The sequence below is a fragment of the Geoanaerobacter pelophilus genome, assembly GCF_018476885.1.
Lineage (GTDB): Bacteria > Desulfobacterota > Desulfuromonadia > Geobacterales > DSM-12255 > Geoanaerobacter > Geoanaerobacter pelophilus.
Window position 1 is genome coordinate 19082 of sequence record NZ_JAHCVJ010000011.1, and the last position, 17540, is coordinate 36621.

The 17540-nt window shown below is 53.3% G+C and carries 34 protein-coding genes and 1 other RNA gene; 2 read left to right on the plus strand and 33 right to left on the minus strand.

Annotated elements, in window-relative coordinates:
• Position 1 precedes the first annotated feature (1 nt).
• The 33 genes from KI809_RS18710 to KI809_RS18860 all read right to left on the minus strand — a co-directional run bounded on the left by KI809_RS18710 (position 2) and on the right by KI809_RS18860 (position 16126).
• Entirely contained in the window at positions 2-145 is a 144-nt protein-coding gene (locus KI809_RS18710) for a hypothetical protein (RefSeq protein WP_214172510.1), read from the minus strand.
• Positions 146-511: 366 nt separating this feature from the next.
• Positions 512-868: a hypothetical protein gene (locus KI809_RS18715; protein ID WP_214173128.1), complete on the minus strand. Its 357-nt coding sequence runs from the start codon at positions 866-868 to the stop codon at positions 512-514.
• A complete protein-coding gene (locus KI809_RS18720; RefSeq protein WP_214173129.1) occupies positions 865-2304 on the minus strand; it encodes a hypothetical protein in 1440 nt (479 codons plus the stop codon). Before KI809_RS18720 ends, KI809_RS18715 begins: the two co-directional genes overlap by 4 nt.
• Positions 2301-3299: a hypothetical protein gene (locus tag KI809_RS18725; RefSeq protein WP_214173130.1), complete on the minus strand. Its 999-nt coding sequence runs from the start codon at positions 3297-3299 to the stop codon at positions 2301-2303. Before KI809_RS18725 ends, KI809_RS18720 begins: the two co-directional genes overlap by 4 nt.
• On the minus strand, positions 3296-3688 hold the full coding sequence (locus tag KI809_RS18730) for a hypothetical protein (RefSeq protein WP_214173131.1): 393 nt from the start codon (positions 3686-3688) through the stop codon (positions 3296-3298). Before KI809_RS18730 ends, KI809_RS18725 begins: the two co-directional genes overlap by 4 nt.
• A complete protein-coding gene (locus KI809_RS20990; protein ID WP_214173132.1) occupies positions 3685-3894 on the minus strand; it encodes a TraR/DksA family transcriptional regulator in 210 nt (69 codons plus the stop codon). The genes KI809_RS18730 and KI809_RS20990 overlap by 4 nt, the downstream gene beginning before the upstream one ends.
• A 14-nt stretch (positions 3895-3908) precedes the next feature.
• The gene (locus KI809_RS18740; RefSeq protein ID WP_214173133.1) at positions 3909-4577 is read right to left on the minus strand and encodes a hypothetical protein; all 669 of its coding nucleotides are present in this window, start codon (positions 4575-4577) and stop codon (positions 3909-3911) included.
• A complete protein-coding gene (locus KI809_RS18745; protein ID WP_214173134.1) occupies positions 4552-4845 on the minus strand; it encodes a hypothetical protein in 294 nt (97 codons plus the stop codon). Before KI809_RS18745 ends, KI809_RS18740 begins: the two co-directional genes overlap by 26 nt.
• Positions 4846-4871: 26 nt before the next feature.
• Positions 4872-5480 (minus strand): glycoside hydrolase family 19 protein, encoded by a 609-nt coding sequence (locus KI809_RS18750; protein WP_214173135.1) that lies wholly within the window; start codon positions 5478-5480, stop codon positions 4872-4874.
• Between the two features lie 89 nt (positions 5481-5569).
• Positions 5570-5917 (minus strand): Mor transcription activator family protein, encoded by a 348-nt coding sequence (locus KI809_RS18755; RefSeq protein ID WP_214173136.1) that lies wholly within the window; start codon positions 5915-5917, stop codon positions 5570-5572.
• A complete protein-coding gene (locus KI809_RS18760; RefSeq protein WP_214173137.1) occupies positions 5914-6408 on the minus strand; it encodes a hypothetical protein in 495 nt (164 codons plus the stop codon). Before KI809_RS18760 ends, KI809_RS18755 begins: the two co-directional genes overlap by 4 nt.
• Positions 6409-6788: 380 nt before the next feature.
• Entirely contained in the window at positions 6789-6935 is a 147-nt protein-coding gene (locus KI809_RS18765) for a hypothetical protein (RefSeq protein WP_214173138.1), read from the minus strand.
• Positions 6936-6939: 4 nt separating this feature from the next.
• Positions 6940-7350, minus strand: coding sequence for a regulatory protein GemA (locus KI809_RS18770; RefSeq protein WP_214173139.1), 411 nt, complete (start codon positions 7348-7350; stop codon positions 6940-6942).
• Positions 7329-7541 (minus strand): hypothetical protein, encoded by a 213-nt coding sequence (locus KI809_RS18775; RefSeq protein WP_214173140.1) that lies wholly within the window; start codon positions 7539-7541, stop codon positions 7329-7331. Before KI809_RS18775 ends, KI809_RS18770 begins: the two co-directional genes overlap by 22 nt.
• Position 7542: 1 nt before the next feature.
• Positions 7543-7695, minus strand: coding sequence for a hypothetical protein (locus KI809_RS18780; RefSeq protein WP_214173141.1), 153 nt, complete (start codon positions 7693-7695; stop codon positions 7543-7545).
• A gap of 61 nt (positions 7696-7756) precedes the next feature.
• On the minus strand, positions 7757-8539 hold the full coding sequence (locus KI809_RS18785; protein WP_214173142.1) for a hypothetical protein: 783 nt from the start codon (positions 8537-8539) through the stop codon (positions 7757-7759).
• An 86-nt stretch (positions 8540-8625) separates the two neighbouring features.
• Entirely contained in the window at positions 8626-8853 is a 228-nt protein-coding gene (locus KI809_RS18790) for a hypothetical protein (RefSeq protein WP_214173143.1), read from the minus strand.
• Entirely contained in the window at positions 8853-9200 is a 348-nt protein-coding gene (locus KI809_RS18795) for a hypothetical protein (RefSeq protein ID WP_214173144.1), read from the minus strand. Before KI809_RS18795 ends, KI809_RS18790 begins: the two co-directional genes overlap by 1 nt.
• 2 nt (positions 9201-9202) lie before the next feature.
• Entirely contained in the window at positions 9203-9463 is a 261-nt protein-coding gene (locus tag KI809_RS18800) for a hypothetical protein (protein WP_214173145.1), read from the minus strand.
• A gap of 9 nt (positions 9464-9472) precedes the next feature.
• Positions 9473-9766: a hypothetical protein gene (locus KI809_RS18805; protein WP_214173146.1), complete on the minus strand. Its 294-nt coding sequence runs from the start codon at positions 9764-9766 to the stop codon at positions 9473-9475.
• A gap of 167 nt (positions 9767-9933) precedes the next feature.
• Positions 9934-10152, minus strand: a complete 219-nt coding sequence (locus KI809_RS18810) for a helix-turn-helix domain-containing protein (protein ID WP_214173147.1) — start codon at positions 10150-10152, stop codon at positions 9934-9936.
• A 34-nt stretch (positions 10153-10186) separates the two neighbouring features.
• Positions 10187-10268, minus strand: an RNA gene (locus KI809_RS18815) — hammerhead ribozyme type II.
• The gene (locus KI809_RS18820) at positions 10269-10505 is read right to left on the minus strand and encodes a hypothetical protein (protein WP_214173148.1); all 237 of its coding nucleotides are present in this window, start codon (positions 10503-10505) and stop codon (positions 10269-10271) included.
• Entirely contained in the window at positions 10502-10630 is a 129-nt protein-coding gene (locus KI809_RS20805) for a hypothetical protein (RefSeq protein ID WP_281416937.1), read from the minus strand. Before KI809_RS20805 ends, KI809_RS18820 begins: the two co-directional genes overlap by 4 nt.
• Positions 10631-10832: 202 nt before the next feature.
• A complete protein-coding gene (locus KI809_RS18825; RefSeq protein ID WP_214173149.1) occupies positions 10833-11009 on the minus strand; it encodes a hypothetical protein in 177 nt (58 codons plus the stop codon).
• A gap of 10 nt (positions 11010-11019) precedes the next feature.
• Complete coding sequence (locus KI809_RS18830; protein ID WP_214173150.1) at positions 11020-11637, minus strand: DUF3164 family protein; 618 nt, start codon at positions 11635-11637, stop codon at positions 11020-11022.
• 12 nt (positions 11638-11649) lie between these two features.
• Positions 11650-11784: a hypothetical protein gene (locus KI809_RS20810; RefSeq protein ID WP_281416938.1), complete on the minus strand. Its 135-nt coding sequence runs from the start codon at positions 11782-11784 to the stop codon at positions 11650-11652.
• Positions 11785-11786: 2 nt separating this feature from the next.
• Entirely contained in the window at positions 11787-11981 is a 195-nt protein-coding gene (locus tag KI809_RS18835; protein WP_214173151.1) for a hypothetical protein, read from the minus strand.
• The gene (locus KI809_RS18840; protein WP_214173152.1) at positions 11978-12313 is read right to left on the minus strand and encodes a helix-turn-helix domain-containing protein; all 336 of its coding nucleotides are present in this window, start codon (positions 12311-12313) and stop codon (positions 11978-11980) included. The genes KI809_RS18835 and KI809_RS18840 overlap by 4 nt, the downstream gene beginning before the upstream one ends.
• Positions 12300-12764 (minus strand): helix-turn-helix domain-containing protein, encoded by a 465-nt coding sequence (locus KI809_RS18845; protein ID WP_214173153.1) that lies wholly within the window; start codon positions 12762-12764, stop codon positions 12300-12302. Before KI809_RS18845 ends, KI809_RS18840 begins: the two co-directional genes overlap by 14 nt.
• A 45-nt stretch (positions 12765-12809) precedes the next feature.
• Positions 12810-13553, minus strand: a complete 744-nt coding sequence (locus tag KI809_RS18850; protein ID WP_214173154.1) for an AAA family ATPase — start codon at positions 13551-13553, stop codon at positions 12810-12812.
• Between the two features lie 84 nt (positions 13554-13637).
• Positions 13638-15791 (minus strand): Mu transposase C-terminal domain-containing protein, encoded by a 2154-nt coding sequence (locus tag KI809_RS18855; protein ID WP_214173155.1) that lies wholly within the window; start codon positions 15789-15791, stop codon positions 13638-13640.
• Between the two features lie 98 nt (positions 15792-15889).
• Complete coding sequence (locus KI809_RS18860) at positions 15890-16126, minus strand: hypothetical protein (RefSeq protein ID WP_214173156.1); 237 nt, start codon at positions 16124-16126, stop codon at positions 15890-15892.
• 120 nt (positions 16127-16246) lie between these two features.
• Between KI809_RS18860 and KI809_RS18865 the strand changes: the two genes are divergently transcribed.
• On the plus strand, positions 16247-16819 hold the full coding sequence (locus KI809_RS18865) for a helix-turn-helix domain-containing protein (RefSeq protein ID WP_214173157.1): 573 nt from the start codon (positions 16247-16249) through the stop codon (positions 16817-16819).
• Between the two features lie 58 nt (positions 16820-16877).
• Complete coding sequence (locus KI809_RS18870) at positions 16878-17270, plus strand: hypothetical protein (RefSeq protein WP_214173158.1); 393 nt, start codon at positions 16878-16880, stop codon at positions 17268-17270.
• Positions 17271-17540 lie beyond the last annotated feature (270 nt).

Genomic DNA, 17540 nt, shown 5'->3' on the forward strand with positions numbered 1-17540 from the left:
ATCATTCTCCGAACGTAACCGGATTGCCGTTGCCGTGGGCCAAGGCGGTAGTGGCATTACCAAAAGCCCAGAGACCCCAGTCGCCATGACATGTTGAGCAGGTCGGGTTTACCCGGGTAATCGCCGTGAGCGGCAAATAGTTCATTACGGTCCCCTCCGGAGGCAGGTCCGGGCCTGTATAGCTGCTGCACGGCGTATAGCTTGGGTTACTCGGATTCCAGATCGGCTGATAAATGGAACCGTTATAATAGTTCCAAGTTGGCCCGGTAGAAGCGTTCAAGTAATTCCAGATTACGCCCTGGCGTGGTTTGGTTGATCGATCGCAACTGAATGCCAGTACTAGCCACCCCACAAAAAGACAAACAATTGGTATCGATATTCTCCACACTAAGAACCTCCTTGAACTTGCCAGGAATCAAGGGTACCGGGCAAACCCTCAACACCCACCGGTTAACCGATCCTTTACGCTAAATTGAGAAGAGTCCCGGCATTACGAACCGTCCCGGCAAGTTCATTGTATTTCCAGCCCGCCAATTACTATGGTTCTCACCCCAGCGGGCGGTGCGATCATGCTTGATACAATTGCGCTATAACCGCTTTCCAACCCGCTGCTATTAATTGCGGTAATGGCAATATAAGTGGGGTTTGACATCCCTTTAAGTACAGCAGTAGTGACATTGCCAACGCTGCTGTGATTAGCAAACGGTGGCACCGGCTGTTTATCCCAATGAATTTTATAGCCAGCCAGATCCGGCTCGCTGTTAGGCATCCATTTGACTCTGAAGTCAGCGCTACAGGCAATGCGGGCAAAAAGCGCCATAACTGCCAGCCACAGGATTACCAGCGCTATCAAGGTCTTTTTCATCATTTGATCACCATGGGACCGGTCAAGGTCAGAGTATTGGTAACAGGATCGAACATCAGGTTACTTTTGGCAGCCAGATAACCGTCACTGCCGCGGTACTGGACATAATTGAGGCTACCGGCAGCTGTGGCGACTACTCCGGTGGCGCAGTTCTCGAAAAAATAGGTGTTATTGATGCGCTTCTTTAAGCAAAGACCATCAACGGCAACTGCGCCTGGATCAACGATTGGCACCGCAGTGTTACTTAATGACCAGGCTGTGGTGCCATTGGAATTGTATGAGGTGATGGAGCCGTCATTCTTCATCCGGAGGCGCATCATATTGTTGTAGAGCAGCGCGATCAGTCCGTCGGTCTGGATGCGGGCAATAGGAAAGCCGTTGGCAGCCATAAAATTGAGATAACCAAGGCTATCAACCCAGGCGACGGTATTGCCGCTATAGTTCTGGAAATCAAGTAATGTCTGCAGCCCTGGCGTGGCCGGCCGCACAGTTACCGGGTTGTTGCTAGGTTGGGCAATCTTGGCAACGATTTCATCTCTGGTTAGCTGGGTGATATCGCCAGGGTCACCCTTTTGGCCGATAGGTCCGCGCTGGGTGAAGGCAAAGGTGTAGCTGGCCGAACAGTTGCGCTTGTAGGGATATCTGGAGCTGGTGATCCAGGCGAAGCCTTTGACCTTGTTATTGGTGCGCTGGCTTGAATACCTGGGCAGTATCGACAGCTCCAGGACCTGGCGTTTTTGCTGCTGGCCGTCCAGCTCCAGCGGCGGCGGGACTAACTGGGTATCGACAGCAGGTATGGTCCAGGATGCGCCGGTGATCTGCTTAAGCGTGCTGTGTTCATAGGCCCAGATCGACAGTGGCCCAATGGTTTGCGGAGTTGGATTGCCGCCGGTTTCATCGTAGCTGGCCCCGTCGTTGCCTTCGTTAAAGATGATGCACTCCAGAGGCGACGGTGCATCGCGGCCGTCATAACCGCGACGACCAAGCGGCACGGAGCGGCGAAAGTTGGCTGTCCAGGAATCAAACTCGGCTTTGGTTTTTGCCTGGGACAGTAGGTTGTCTAGTCCGGTAATCGCAGAGGTCGGATGCTGGTTGGGTAGATCCCGATTTGATAAAGCCGGATGCGAGGTAACGCCACCGCCGCCAGTGCCTGGACGGCGCTGCCAGAAATGGCCGTTAGTTGAATATGCCTCGAACCATTCGTTAAGCTCATGAACATGCACCTGCATCCATCGGGTTTTCCGTGATTCAGGGATGTTCCGAAGGTCCGACGAATAGCGGACAAAGATCGGTCCGCCTTTAACTTCGCTTGAATCTACAACCGGAAAATTACCTCCCGGCCTGACAATATTGGGCACAACTACCCCAGCGGCATAGGCCCATACGGCGCAGAGTGGCAGGAAAACAGCCAAGAAGATCAACTCGCGCCAGGCTTTCATGACACCACCACAGAAAACGTTCCGGTCAGGCGGTTAGCCGAACGGTAAATGCGGAACTCGGCTGAGTAACCGGAGGAGTTGATAAACTGCCGTTGTACCAGTTGCCAGGAGTCATCCAAGAAACCGTTGACCGTAAAGGCAGCATCGCCGCCGGTGGTAAGATAGGCGACGTAGATATACTGGTCGACCGGCGTAAAGGTTCGAGTCTGGCCGCGGGACGTACTGAATTCCTTGGCGAGCGCAATGATACCGGCATCGTCGATTGCCGCGGAAGAGCTTACGCCCCAGTAGCGCTGGTGCGTGAATGTCACCGTGCGGCTGCTGGTAGCCGTGGTCTGGCCGTCGCCAACCTGGAGCGCATAGGTCTGGTTGGTTGAAACCGTTGCATTGACGCTGTAAGGGCTGGTGCGCGGCGTGCCGTTTATGGTCTGACTGGTGGCGGTTTTGTTGGTACTCCAGGCCAGAGTCCCGACCGTGTACGAGCTGCCGATCTCGCGGGTAATGTTGCCGCCGCTGTCCAGAGTGAAAGAGTTGATGCCGATCGGCACATAGAGCAGCTGATCAAGGGCATCCTTCACCGTGCCGGCATTGTAGGCGATCTGTTCGGCACCGCTGGGGATAGTCGGCTTATTGCTCAGGTCGCCATAGCTGTTACTGACGGCAACCGTAGCCAGGCCGGTGATGGTGCTTGCCGCCTGGGTATGGGCGGACGGCGCAAAGGTGCTTGGTTTGCTCTGAACATCAGCCCATTGCACCGGGCCACCGCTTGACCCGCTGCCGGGGATCCCCTGGGGACCAGGTACGGCAATGGTGAGAATTTCGGTGCCGGTAACATTGACCTGGGCATTGACCGTGACTGTTTCGGGCGTGATGACCGTGCTTTTTTTCTCGACAGTCAACTGCTGGCTGGGGCCGGTGATGGTAATGCCGATTCGTTCGGCAGCGCACAGCGCCGGGAGGCACAGCAGTAGTATGGCGGTGAGAAAATGAATCATCTGGTTACGGTCTCCAGGAATTTGATGGCCCCGCGCATGCGATAGGTTACGGTGCCGTCTGGCGCAGTCTGCATCAGGTCATAAATACCGGCAGCGTTGGAGTTTGCTGCTGTTGCCCGACGACTGAGCCAATGGCTGGTTTGTCCGGCAGTCGCATCGGTAACGGCGCTGGAGAAATTGACCAGGACCGCTGCGCCTGGCCCTTTTTTGGCCTGAGCCTGCAGCTTGAATGAATATCCGGTGAGATTGACCGGCACCCCGTTGGCGGTGTGGGTAAGGTTGAGACGGTAATCCTCATTGGCATAGACCGTGATGTCGAACTGGCCGGGATCGAGCGCCTGAGCCGGAATAGCGATCATAAGCAGGATGGCAATGACGATTAATCTCATTTTGAACGCCCTTTAAAGCTGTTTTCAAAACCGGTTTGACATGCCACGCAGCGGCAACAACCTGGCACATAGATTTGCCGTTTTGCTGGAATTGGCTCACCGCAGTCATCGCAGTTGGTGAGGCTAACGCCGGTTATTCTGCGGCGATAATGATCTTCGAGAGCATCGTCAATCAGCTCCTGATTGATCTGCTGGCAGAGGTCCATACATCAGGCACGGATCACCACCGGTACTCTGCGCCAAGCTGCAGATGAGCATCACCACCTGTAGTGACATCAACATTGCCAGACAGATAAACGTCTTTGACCCGGAGAAAATCCCACCGACCATAGACTGAGCCGCTGTTTTCCAGCCGCTGGTTAAGCCCATACCGGATCCCGGCAGCAGCATCGTTGCGGAATTGGAACCAGGGGGCCGCTTTCTCTTTGGCAACGATCTGGCTCTCACCGGTCTGCAGATCTATGAGAGAGACAATCTCAACACCATTGTCGCTTTGGGGGATATCAGCGGTAGCCGTGACCTGCGTATTGGGTTGGGTGCCCGCCGGTGCGGGGGAGATCCCCTCCTCCCGGTCCTGTTTTTGCCAGGCAGTAATGTCGCCGCCGCTTAATCCGAGCAATGGCATTTTCTTGGCAACCGCTGCTTTGTCCAGGACGACAATGCCGCTCTCCGGACATGGCACATTGACCCGTTTAACGGATTCAACACGGTGGATTTGCGGCACGGCCCGGAATTCGATTGAGGTGATCGTCCGGATCTCTGGCATAGCCCACTGCCAAAGCGCCGCAAAAACTGCAAGAATTAATGCGACCAGGAGCGCAGTGCGCCCCCAGTCGATCTGCTGCCGTTCGGTGGTAAGCCTGTTACGCAGTTTTGTCAGAAGTCCCATCGGTTACTCCTTTGACAGCCTTATAGGCTGCAATCCCTTTGTCTGCCACGATAGAACCTGTTAGCGTGCCGACAATGAAATAGACCAGGTTAAGGATCGAGTCCGGTACTGCTGGCAGAGCCGTGGGTTTGCTCATGATGGTGACGGCGGAAATCAGGAGCATAATCGTGCCGAGGAACAGAAACAGGCATAGCCGCTTGGTGCTGCCTTGCTGGTCATTTGGGTCGCTGAACACTCCGCCCAGCCAACTGAAAAAAGCTTTAATCATATTTGTAGACCTCCCTTAGTTATGGCTTACGCCTGAAAAACTTTTACTGCATGTTCATACAGTGCTGTGCGATCTTCCAAACCATTGGTGCCGCCATTGATCCGCTTGGTAAGAGCAATGAATTTCTCTGCATCAGCCAAAGCGTTGCAGCCGTTGTTCACCCAGTACCAGCAGAACGACTCGATTGCCCCTTCTTTAGTTTCAAGATAGGCAAATATTTCATCGTAGGATTTCCCCGCAGCCTTGGCGAATTCGCGGTATTTATCCTTGCCGGTCAACTGCCCTAAGCCTCGACCACGATGCTTCCAACCATCGCCGGATGATTCGGGGCCATTGCCCATGCGATCAGCATAAGCACGATTTGCAATCCGTTCGGGCTGATGCGCGTACTGTCCAGCTATTTCTGCCGGAAAGCGTTTTGGCCAGGTACGGGTTAACGCCTCGGCGCTATAGTTGAGGTTTTCAACCAGCCGGGTGAATGCTTGGCTTTCGTGACCTGCCTGGGCCAAAAACGCCATAATGCGTGGGCGAGTATTAATGCCATACTTGGGGAGAATGGCATTGAGAGCATCGGTCCAGGCTTGAGATTGTTTGTTTTGCGGGAATAGTGTCTTGAATTGGTCGACAGATATCATGGTCCCCCCTTAGTTGTCCGGTGCAGTGGCACCGTACAACTAAGGAAGGCATTTTGTCTGTTGAGGGGGTTCAATTAGTACAGGGGGGATTACTCAAACAAGGCAGGCTGGCGGCGCTTGAACTCTTCGGCCCGGATGGCCTTGATGCGGTCATAGACGTTGCGGGTGGTCATGCCGAACTCCAGCGCCAGCTCCTCATGATTGCTACCGTTGAACTTTTCATACATCTCGCGGTCGCGGTTGGTAAGCTCGAAGGCCATCCCTTTGGAGAGATAGGGCTGGGTGCCGGCCCAGTCGCGGCGCATGATCTCTGTTACCTGGAATGCTGCCAGCCGAGCGGTTTCGTTATCTACTCCCAGAGCGGCAGCAATCGGCTCTTCGGCTTTATCGATGAGATCGAGGAATATGTCGGGATAGTTGGTGAGATCAGGCGTCATGGCTTGCCTCCTTTAAACATCTCTTGCATCTTTGCCAGCTCTTCCTTGGCAACCGCTTCGTCGGCTTCGGTGGGCTGGCGTTTCGCCTGGATATCGCCGGGAGTACTGGCATTGATCCGCTTCGGCATTTCCTGGATCAGGTCGGCCGGCTGCGGCCACTCTTTGATTTTGCGGTAGAGATACCGGAAACCGGTTTCAATCCGCTCCCGGTCTTGCTTTTCGTTTACCCGCATGTCCAGGAGTACTTCAACCCACATTTCAGCGGTGATGGGCAGCATCTCAGCTGCAGGGTGACCAGGGAGCGCCATGGCCATGAGCCGTTGGAAGCCGGTGGCAACGACCTGGTACAACCAGGCGTTTTCCCCCTGTTGTTGATGTTTCCAGACAGCCAGGATCTGAATGCCCTGGACACGACGGGGAACCGGTGGAGCGGTGGTAGTGGCCTGCCCGTCGGTGCGGCGGGCAAGGTAAAAGGGGTCAGTGCGGGTCATTTATGCTCCAAAATGGTTATGGTATAGTGCTACCCGGCATCCGCACAGGGACAACCTGGCCTTTTAAAATTCGTACCGTCGAGTAACTTACAGGAACCAAAACCAACCAATCCCCCAAATCACTACGTTCTCCGCACTTTTTACACTTGAGAATTGAAAGCATATTATCTGGGTACCAGACTTCTTTTTGACTGAATCCCTGCTTGTTACATTTCGGGCAAATCATTGTCATCATCCTCCGCATCTACCAGATAAAAAACATGATTACAGGCAGAGCAACGGTCTCTCTGATAATCTGAGCATTGCGGGCCACTGTGATAGTAAGTTACTTTGCATCCACATTTTGGACAGGCCATAGATCCTCCGTTCCTGTTCTTATCTCAGCCCACATACAAAACCATCAAAGCCGCAACCCCCAGCCAGTAAAACGCTTCCGGGTACTGCTTCTTGTCGAGGTTCTTGGTCGATATGGTCATTACGATTATTAAGAGTAGACCGTGCAATGCAGTCTGAAATGACAGGCCCATGCCGTTACCTCTCTAACCATTTCTTCAATGCCTCGATCAGTACGATCTTTTGGGCAGTGGTACACCAGCGGATGCTGTCCCGGCTGGTCATGCGCTTGACATAGGCTGCCAGGGCGGTTTCGGTATTGGCCTCGACCTTGCCGGCCTTGTGCAGCTCTGCCCAGAGTGCCCGGATCTTCATAGTCATGGCATCGGCGCCGTTTTTGGGATTAAAGTCTTTACGCTTTGACTTCCACACCCCGGCGGCCTGGGCCTTGGTCTCCAGATCCTGGATGAGCTGCAGAGTTTTACGCGGCGTCAGATCCTTGGACGAGGCGACGCCATAGGTGGCCAGCACGTCGCGATAGGTGTCTTCATCAAGGTTTAAAGCACCTTTTAAAGTGTGGATTATCTTTATTTGGACTGGGGTTGGCATGGCTGCTCCGATTCAACAGTAGTCGGCTTTACAGGGTTATCCATGGCCCACTTTTCCAGTTGCTCCCAGAATTCCCTGGCATTGATACGCGGATAGACTTTGATTCCGGTGATCTTGATATTTTCTGCCCGGTGCATGGCCCAGAAATAGCCGATGCCGATGCCAATTATGAGGATGGTTATTTCGTTCATGTTATCTCCCGAATATTTCGAGCTGCTCTTTCATTGACTCCAGCACCAACCGCCATGCCTCGTTTTCCGCTTCTCTGCGGGGCATGCCGCCGCAGTACTCCATGATGGCGGCCCGCTCCTCGTACTCTTCCCGTTTATCAGGTGGCAAAATCATGTATAACTCACGCAGCAGCGGATAAACCGCTGTGCTTGGCTGTTATAAATCTCTCCGCGTGTCAGACGAAACACACTCCGCTGTTGCAATAATTCCCGCTGTCGAACAGTGTCGGCTCCGCTTCAAAATCTACCTGGGTCAGCGGAGTACAAGATTTGTGCAGCCAAGCATGTGGGTCAACCGTTTGTAACTCAGCCTCAAACTGTACAGCCTTTGCAAATTCGTCCTGAGATAATCCGCGCCATTCGTCATCCGCTTGGTTGGGACACATCCAACATCGGGACCGGGGAGGCGTAGGCCACCCCATTCGCTCGACTTCCCTTATTGCCTCATGACGCTTCAATGGCACATCTACAATCAACGGAAACCGAATCTGCCCTTTTTGGTATTCGTCACCCATCATCATGCGTTGAGCGCGTCGCCACTCATCAAGAGAAAACCCGATCCATTTCCGGTACTTGCTGCGAGTGATTCCAAACGTACGCGACAAATATCGGTTCACAACCTCAATCTTCCATGCGGTACTACAAAATCCACTGAGCTTGCCCGAATCTCCGTTTTGGGACGTGAATACCGGAATCAATAGCGTGTTCTCGTTGTGTGTCTGGTAGTTTCTTCCATGTGCTGGCATACTTTGCCATTCGGGGCCGATTCGATGCACGTCAACGCCAATATCCGCCATTGCAGGCCGCACTACTGCGTCCATATATTGCCAAGTGGTGTCGCATTCCCGGCCAGTATCAGCAATCACCATAAAATCAGGCTTAGGTAACTTCCCTTGCACTATCAGCGCGGAGATGCAGGCGCTTTGCGTCCCGCCACCAGATGAAAAAACCTCGTACATTGCAGCTCCTTTGCTTCGTAGAACCAACGATTTATAACTAGACGCTCGAAGCCGACTGCGCTTCGCTTGCGGTTCATCTGAAGCCGTTATGAGCTTCTTGGTCTGCCCATTTTTGCATATTGGAATTTTCGTTCTTTCAAGGTTTGCAAAAGTATTGCAGCGAGATCTTCTCGGATTTCTTTGCCTTGTCGGGCGCCCGATATTACATGGTCACTGACCCCTGATTGTGCAGCTAATGCAATGTTTGTGGCTTCCGCGTCCCGCATCAGTTTGGACAATTCGGGGACTTTAACTGTTTTTTGCCATCGTCCCATCAGGCCTCCAGAATCATCCTCGATACGTTGCCTGGAACTATGCCTTGCATCTGGCACTCGCACACTCCGTCGCCCCATGCCTGGCGGGCGGCACAGTGGGCCGTATGGCCCTGTTCACATAGCGCCATTTCAACCTGAAACTTTTCATTATCCTCTTCAATCTCTGCAGCGCTGAGATGTTCATCTATTGCCCGTTGCTGATCGCGGATAACCTTCTCTTCCAATGCAGCCCGGAAATAGTCGGAGATCGACAAGCAGTCGCGCTGATTGTGAATCTCTGCCAGGAGCTGGTCGCAGATCCTGGTACTGACGATATTGTACTGTGGGTGCTCTTTCATTTTGCCCATGGTTATGCCGCCTTACCTGCCAGCAATGAGCTGGACAACTGACGAGCTGCAGCCGGATCCGGGAGCCAATAAGATGCCGGCCGTTTTTGATCGCAACGGATATTGAAGCCATTGACGCGCAGCTCGGCAGCAGCAGAGTTGACGGCGCAGATATCAGCTTTCAGGATGATATCCAGGGTGGTGTGCTTTTTGCCGTCCAGGAGGAGTTCCAGCATTCGCTGCAACCGCAGGCTTTTTTCGTATTTCGCATAGTGGGTTGACATGAGGGCTCCTTATTTAATGATCCCGTCCGGGAACTGCTCCAACAATCGGGCATCGATCCGATCGGGCAGAGTGGCAAAGAATTCGCGGTCGCGGCGATGGGCTTCTCTGGCTGCAGTTGCCACGGCCTCGGGAATACCGCGCTTGCCGGCTTCATAGTCCTGGTAGGTACGCCGCGGCAGGCCGAGCAGGCGGTACATATCGCAGGTGCCAATGCCTATTTCACGGCGCAAGCGCTTCAATTCTGCGCCGGTCATGTGCGTGCAGTTTTGGCGCTTTTTTGTTTTTTTAACTGGTTTTTGCACGCGGGTTATTCTCCAGTAAGATGCGACAACCCAAGATCAGGTATCCACGATCAACTCTTTCGAGTCGGAAATACCCTCCGCAGTTAACGCATCTGAGGTAGCGATCCTTCCGGAGGCGGTCGTACGCATAGGATATGACCAGTAATCCGTGGCATCTGCCGCAGCGGTTATTTCGCATGGTTACACCATCGCAGGAATATTTCACCGTTGCGTTTTTCGCGAATGACCGGCAATACCGAAACTGCGGAATTGACCAGCCTGAGCGTCTGCCTGTACGAGATTGAGTAGATCTCGCAGAGTTTGTTCAACGACAAACGCTGTCCGGCCTGGAGCCTTATTATCAAGTCGAGCGCACGCTCGAAATTGCTGTGTTCGCACCTACCCATAACCCCTCCCAGCCTCCCCTTATCAAAGGGGAGGAGTTGGCTGCATCATCAGGCCCGGAGCGCCACCTCCGGGCGACGACCATATCGAGGATATGCACGATATGGTCGTTTCGCAGTTATTCTTTAAGCTGGTAGCCGTTGCACTTGAGCAGTGCCGTGCCGCTAGCCATGTGACCATCAGAGCCGACATCGACAGAGGTGAGAATCGGGCCGATAGTGTGAGCCATTTTGCCAATGTTGCAGAATGACGTGTGCTGGCAGCTCTGGCAGGCATTGTAATCAGAGTATGCGCTGCCTTCTCTGGTTGTTGGGTTAGTTCCATCGGGTCGGGTTACTTGTGCGCTCCAGGTCATTTCACTTCCTCCTTCTTGGGTTTGAGTATTTCGCCACACTTGTGGCAGATCAGCTTACCGTCCTCCCAGATCCTCTCCCAGGGTGGGTAGTGGTCGCAGCCGAATAGATCAAGGTTCTGACTCATGCCGCACTCCTTTTGCTTAAATTTCTGTTTCGTGCCAGCGTCACAAGCGTGTTTGCAGCATGCCTTCTGGCCTCCCGATCAGCGGATGTGTTTTTAAAAGTACGCATCGATGGATGATCTGAGAACTCAGCCTCGCAAGCGGCGCAAAGCATAGTGTTTGGTTCTTTTTTCCCACCGCAGGGGCAGGAAGTGTTTTCGTAACTCACGCGGCCTCCTTGATCCCATAAAGCCGGTTCTGATCGCGAACGGCGTCGGCCAGCGTCTTGACTCCGCCTATGGTGGCCAGGGTTTCGCCGCACTGGGCGCAAACCTTGTGGATCAGGCCGGGAACGGTGCAGTCGTCTTCTATTTTGGTGCCTTTACACGTTGGGCATTCCATGGTTTCCCCCCTATGCCGCGACGTTCAGCGGCAGCGGATTGTATCTGCCGTCTGCGTCGCGCTCGTAGATGCGGATGTAGGCCTTCGAGTCAACGACCTGGAGCGATTCGCCAATGGCCTTCATGGCGTTCTGCCAGCGCTCGTCGGTGATCTCCAGCCGCCGCAGCGACAGGATACTGTTGATATTGAGCCGACCGGCCTTGTCGACCTGGAAGGCTCTATTGATCAAGGTGCGGATCTCGGAGCGGCTACCAGCCGACCACTCGGTAATACACTCGTCGATAAGCGCCTTGGCAGCCTGCAGCCGCTCGTCGAATACCTGATACTCGTCGATGCTCCGCACAACCTTGTAGCGGCCGTTGAAGCTGGTGAGAGTGACATTGCCGACCTTGCCGCCAAGCTTTGCGCCATACTTTTCAGCCGAAAGCGCAACAAACGCCTCGATATCGCCCATGGTCGAGTGCTTGAAATCGGCTATGGTTTTGGACAACTCTCTGGCCTTGTCGACGATCTCTGCGACCAGGCAATCGCGCTCGATGTCGATCGGCTTGATCCGGTCGATCGGGATGAGCGCTCCCTGGGCGTTTTTCTTGTATCCGGCTGGTATTTCGGTTGATACTTGTGACATTAATGATCTCCTTTATATCTGGCGCAGGACGCCATTGGTGTAGAGCAGTCCGACCAAGCAGCGGCAGCGTGCGCGGTCACGAAGAAAACGCTTGGTGCGGTTCCATTTACGGCGGTTATCGAGGTGCTTTAAGATGCGTTTAAGCATGGTTACGCCTCCTTTGATCGTTTGGTTGTTGCGCCCTTGGCGCCAGTGAGCCCGTTCTGATCGATTACCGTCGGGCGGCGAATGATGAAGTCTCGGAATTTGCGATCGCCACAGTTAAGGCAGCCAATGGACTGGGTTTGACCGTAGATGTCGCGCTCCGGGAACAAGACTCCGGTTTTGCATCGTGGGCATTTCATTTGCCACCTCCATTGTTTCTAAGCTCTGAGGGGTCGCACTCTTTGCAGGCCCTCCAGATCTTGACGCGCAAGGGGTTGGTGGCAATGAGCGGACGGTTGCGGTTGTCGCTGCATTTCTTTAGCGGTATCTCTCCGAGCAGCGGGCAGTGGACAGTGGTTTGGCCGAAGGCCTCTTCTACTAGATCGAGGATGGCATCCGGGCTGGCCTTGTAATCGCCGGAGAGGATCTGGCAGATTGCTGCTGCGCTCTTGCCGATCCGGCGGGCGACATTGGCCTGGCCGTGCTGGGCAACCATGCGCTTGAGTAAGTCCATGCGATCAGGCCGCGTCATTGGTTACCTCCTCGGTGAGCCTATCTTTCAGCTCTTGCGGCAGTACGTGCCACCCTTCATACGGGTAGTCTGCAGCCGGTTTGGTCCCTGATTCCGCAACAGTTTCAACCTGTGGCAGTTTCTCTCTCTTTGTCTGCTTCTCCTTTTTTGTCTCTTTGTCTTTTTCGCAGACCTTCAAAGAAAACGATTTCCCGCAGTGGTGGCAGGTGGCCGGCAAGAGCGGCGTGTCGTCTGTCCTGGCATAGACGGTGGTCTCCCCTGCCCTGCCTGGCCGTTTGCCGATGTATCCATGTATTTCAAGGGCGCGGACGGCGCGGCGCACTGTGTCGCCCGACACGCCTGGGATGGTGCAGATGAGGCTCGGTATGGTAACGGTGTTCATGATGATTAGGCTGCGCCAGATGCATTTCCGCAAATGCCCGGCTGAGTAGCGTTTGGTCCCTTTGCTCATTATTCCCTCTCTCCTTGGTAGCTCGTAGTTGATGCTTCGGGGTGATTACTTCCTGAGCTTGCCAAAGTTGGGCTGGTCATAGTAAAGAGGCCGGTTTCCCCAGTCGGCGCGGGAGATGGTTGCTGCGCCGTTGCTAAGGGCGAATTTCTCGATCTTGTCGAGGCCGATCTTGAAGCGGCCGATGTTTCTGGAGGTTTCGCGCCAGAGGTAGTCAATAAGATCGGGCTGGACCTGGACTTCGCAAACCTCTGCCGCGACCTGAGTGGCATCTTCGATATCGATGCCGACGAACTCGATCCACTGGGTTATCCGCCGGGCAAAGCGGCCGTTTTCACGGATGGTGCGGGCTATGTTCTCCATGCCGATGAGAATGACCGGGCAGCCGGAGATATCGTAGATGTCGCGCAGGGAATCGAGGATGTCGACCTGCCGAAAGCAGTAATCTGCCTCGTCGACGAAGATCGGCCGTGGCGGCACCGGGTTGTTGGTTACGGCTTCGGTGGTGAGGTGATGGCAGATGTATTCAACCATGTCGGAGCGGCGCAGCAGCCGCTTGCCGCCGAGCATCAGGCAGATGTCGCCCAGGACGCTGGTTACTGAGGAGCAGCCGAGAGCGCGGATATATACGCCGTCATAGAGGTTGGCAAGATGGGCGACTGCGGTGGTTTTGCCGGTGCCGGGCAGGCCCCAGAAGACCCCCATGCGTTCAATGTTTTCGGTGTTGAGCAGGTCGGCAATGGCTTGGTCGGCCTGCTTGACATCTTTTGTCTTTACCATTTGGTGTCTCATCTGATACTCTCCTTTTGTCTTTTTTATTGTCCCTGTTAAGGGGGCTTAAGGCCGCCTGAGTCGCGAGTTCAGGCGGCTTTTCCATTATCCTGCCTTGCTTTCCCTCTCCCTCTCTGGATCTTGCAGACAATACGGGTCTGTTACGAGCAGGCCGATCTTTTCGGCCCGGTGACCCTGTTCTTCCCGCAGCAGCTGCCAGGCGTCAAAATCGTTTTTCCACTGGATCTGATACGCCGTGGCGGTGCCGTTTTTAATCAGGTCGGTAATTAGGAAGTCGAGCTGCTGCGGGTTGGTGGCGTCACGCCATTTCGGGGCCTGCTCTTGTTCCAAGGCCTTTTGCCGGCGCTTTTCTTCCAGCTCGAGGACTTCGGGCGGCAGTACTCTGATGGCTGGCTGTTCTTCGACTTCGATGGTGCCGAGCAGTTCGAGGCGGACGGTTTCAAGCTTGGTCTCCAGCCGCTTGGTGGCCTCTGCAGCCCGTTTTTCTATCATCTGCTGGCTGGCGGATACTGCGACGTAGCGATGCTTGTTGGCCTCGAATTTGGCGTAACAGAGGAGGCGGCCTTCCTGATCGCGGACCCGAACCCGGCGGGGATCATGGATGTCGTAACCGACGCGAACCTGGTCGCCGTGGTATTCGGATAGCTCGGCGTTGTAATAGGTATTGCCGAAGAGGCGCACCAAGCCGCGATGGACTTTGCAGAGCCGTTCTGGCAGGAACAGGTCGGCCAGTTCGGTTTCGGTAAGGGTCACTGGCTGCCAGCCTTCGGCAACTGCTTTGGCCCAGGCCTCGTTAGGGCTCATATGGCGAATGCGGCCGGTTATCGGGCAGCGGAACTTGGGCAGGCTGGAGTGGGGCCGGTTGTTGTACTGTTCGACCAGGTCGGCAACCCAGTCGAGGAATTCAGCCCAGGGCATGACGTACTCGCTAATGCCGCGCTCTTTGATGTCTTTTTTGATTACCTTGTAGACTTTCATGGCGGTCTGGCGGTCCATGTCCCGGCCTTTGTAGGCTGGCAGGGTCTTTGCGGCCTTGTGCCAGAGGTTTTTCCGTAGCGATTCGATGATGCCGCGGGACTGGCTCTGCAGGGCGACTGAGGTCATATTGGTGATGCCGCAGCGGGTAAGGATCCCGGTGCAATCATCGGTGAGCAGGCGGTTTTCGTAGCCGGGGCCGTTATCGTGATACCAGCCGGCGGGGATCCCGCAGTTTTCTATGCTGTGGCGCAGGGCAGCAGCCATGACGTGGCCTGATTCGGCGAGGCCGACCGACCAGCCAACCAGGCGGCGCGTGGCGACATCAACCACGTCGCAGATTTCCGGGGAGAACGGCCGGCGATGAATGGGATGGGCAACGCCCCAGGATTTGAAGTTAAGGCCGTCAGAGATATAGACCTCGGTGGGCCACATGCCGGTGGTGTCTCTGATTATGTAAGGCTTGATAGAGCGGAGTTCCTGGCCGGTGCGGCGGCCTTTTTCCTTTTCGACGCCACCGACTTTTTTGAGGAACCGCTGCACTTGTGAATATGAGGGCAATTCGGCTGCTGGCATGGTTTTGGCCAGTTCTTCCAGTGCTCCGGCTACTGTCGGTTTTTGCGGCTGTTGATAGCATGCGAGGAAGGCAGCGCCCCAGGGTGGCAAGGTGAATTTTTCGACGCTTTTCGGAGCGAGGGCAGCAGGATCCTTGCCGGCCTTTATCCAGGTTGACCACCATTTCATCATGCCGTCATAAGAGAGGGTTCTCCCCTCCCCTTTGCGGGCGTTGGCCAGTTCGATCATACTGGTGGCATCAATAGGCAGGGTGCCGTCAACGGCCTGGGTTACAATGGTGCGGATGGCTTTATTGACGCCGATGGCCGGGGCTGCGCGTTCGATAAGGCGGATAAAATACAGGCGGGCGTCCATGACCTGGCGCTGCCAATCTTTAAGTGCGGTTACTGCCGGGAGCTGCGCTTCTTGCCTGATGGCAACTGCTTTGGTTGCCGGCTGAACCGGCAGGGTTTCCGTGGTTGGATTATGTGCCAGCAACCAGCTGGATCTGGCTGATTCGGGGATGGCCGGGTCGGTGATGTGGACCTGCCAAATTTGACCGCCGCGACCCCTGCCATTGCCGTCAATTTGTCGGGTTTTTGTGAACTTTTTCCCGCGCTGAATAGCAAGTTGAATAGCCCTTTCAGTGCAGTTTAATATGTTCGTTAGTACCTTCACGTCAACCCACCCGTCACTCTTGACTTGCATACGCTAACCACCTATTTTGTAGATATTTTTAGCGTTGTTCGTTAGTAAATAGCCTTGTTCGTTACGTTGTTCGTTAGTCCGGCGTTAGTAACGAACAATCAAGCCGCCTCTTTCACCAGCTTTTCCAAGTACTCCTCGATTCGCTTGCTCCTCGAGTTGCCATTAATGACGCCGTTTACTGCCGGCAACGTCACTTGAAGCTCTCGAGCTATGTCTGCTTGACTCTTTTTCAGCACCAGGAGGACCATTTTATACTTGGTTGCTTCATCCCCAACCCGCAATAACTCACGCTGTAGCTGCTTGCGGGTGTTTTTTCTTGCCGATGGGTTGTTCATTTGTTAATCTCCGTTAAATTTAAGTATGTAGTTGTAAAAACTGCTTTCTTAATGAGTTATGTTTCTTTTTCTCTTTCTTTGTTGCTGTATGAGTAAAGTTTATAAACTGAGTTTACCCTCATGTCAAACGAAAATTTAACTGAGTTTAAAGATAGGATGAAAGCTGCTCGCGAGTGCAGGGGTTTAAGCAAAACTGCGCTTGCTAAAAAGTTAAATGTTTCGGACGCTTACATTGGACAACTTGAGGCAGGTAAAAAAGATAATCCAAGCGATATTTTTATCAGATCCCTGGCCACCGAACTTAAGGTAAACTCAGTTTGGCTAAAAACTGGACTGGGTAGAATGGAATTAGAAGAACCGCTGGTCGTAGAGGAGGAACATGCAGGCTGGGTGAAAATGAGCCCATTGATCCGGCAGGTGGTTGAGATCATGTCTTGTATGAGCGAGGAACATCAGCAAGAAGTACTGCACCAGGTGGTGAGAGAATATAAGATATACCAGGCTGAACAGAAGTTGCCTATTGAAGAGAAGTTGCTGCGATCCGCGGAAGAGGCGCAAAGGCAAAAGGAAAAAGCCTTAAAGGATTTAGCCAACGGAGAGCTGCCCGCCGAAGAGCCAAAGGAGCAGCTGCCTGTGGACGGGTCGCTACCGATGAAAAAGCCCACCACATTATTAGAGAAGGATTTGAAATAATTGTATCAAGGATGTGGATGTTTTTCGGAGCCCATATTATTGATTTATAGGAGTGAATATGAAATTCTTATTAATTATTTTAATTGTTTTAATGCCTATTTCAGCTCTTGCTGGTGTTAATAAAGAATTTGTTAAATATACTGAAAATGCGTTAGATGCGCTTGATGATGTTGAAGTGGCTTTTGATTCAGATATTGCTACCAATACTTCAGTTAATAATGCACTAAATAAGCTTGATTCCGCGTTAAAAAAATACAGCCGGCTAAATTTGAAAGAAAAATCTATTGAAAAAGAAATTTCCTGGAAAATTACAATATCAAGGCTTACATATGATCTTGTTTTTTATCAAGGGATTGGTAGTGAAAAGCACATGGAAGCAAAGCGTTACGGTGATGAGGCAAGAGAGCTTTTTAAAAAATATAAGATGGGTTCAAGCCGAGTTAAAAAATAATCTTGAATACACTGCCAAATCACGCGAAAATTTTCTCAGGATTGTGGCTGATTACTGTAAAAGTGCGCGTGATTTTTTTTGACGAAATTTTTTCAGACCTTCTCCTCCTTTCTGGATATTCTCCAATTATTTCCCACCATTTCCCACATGATCCCATAATATCCCGGCCATATCTGATCACTGCCTAGTCATTCGTCTGTTTATAGTTACAGAACGTCGGGTTTGGGTTGGCTAAATCAGATTACTCCATATAAGCGCAGTACAGATAAC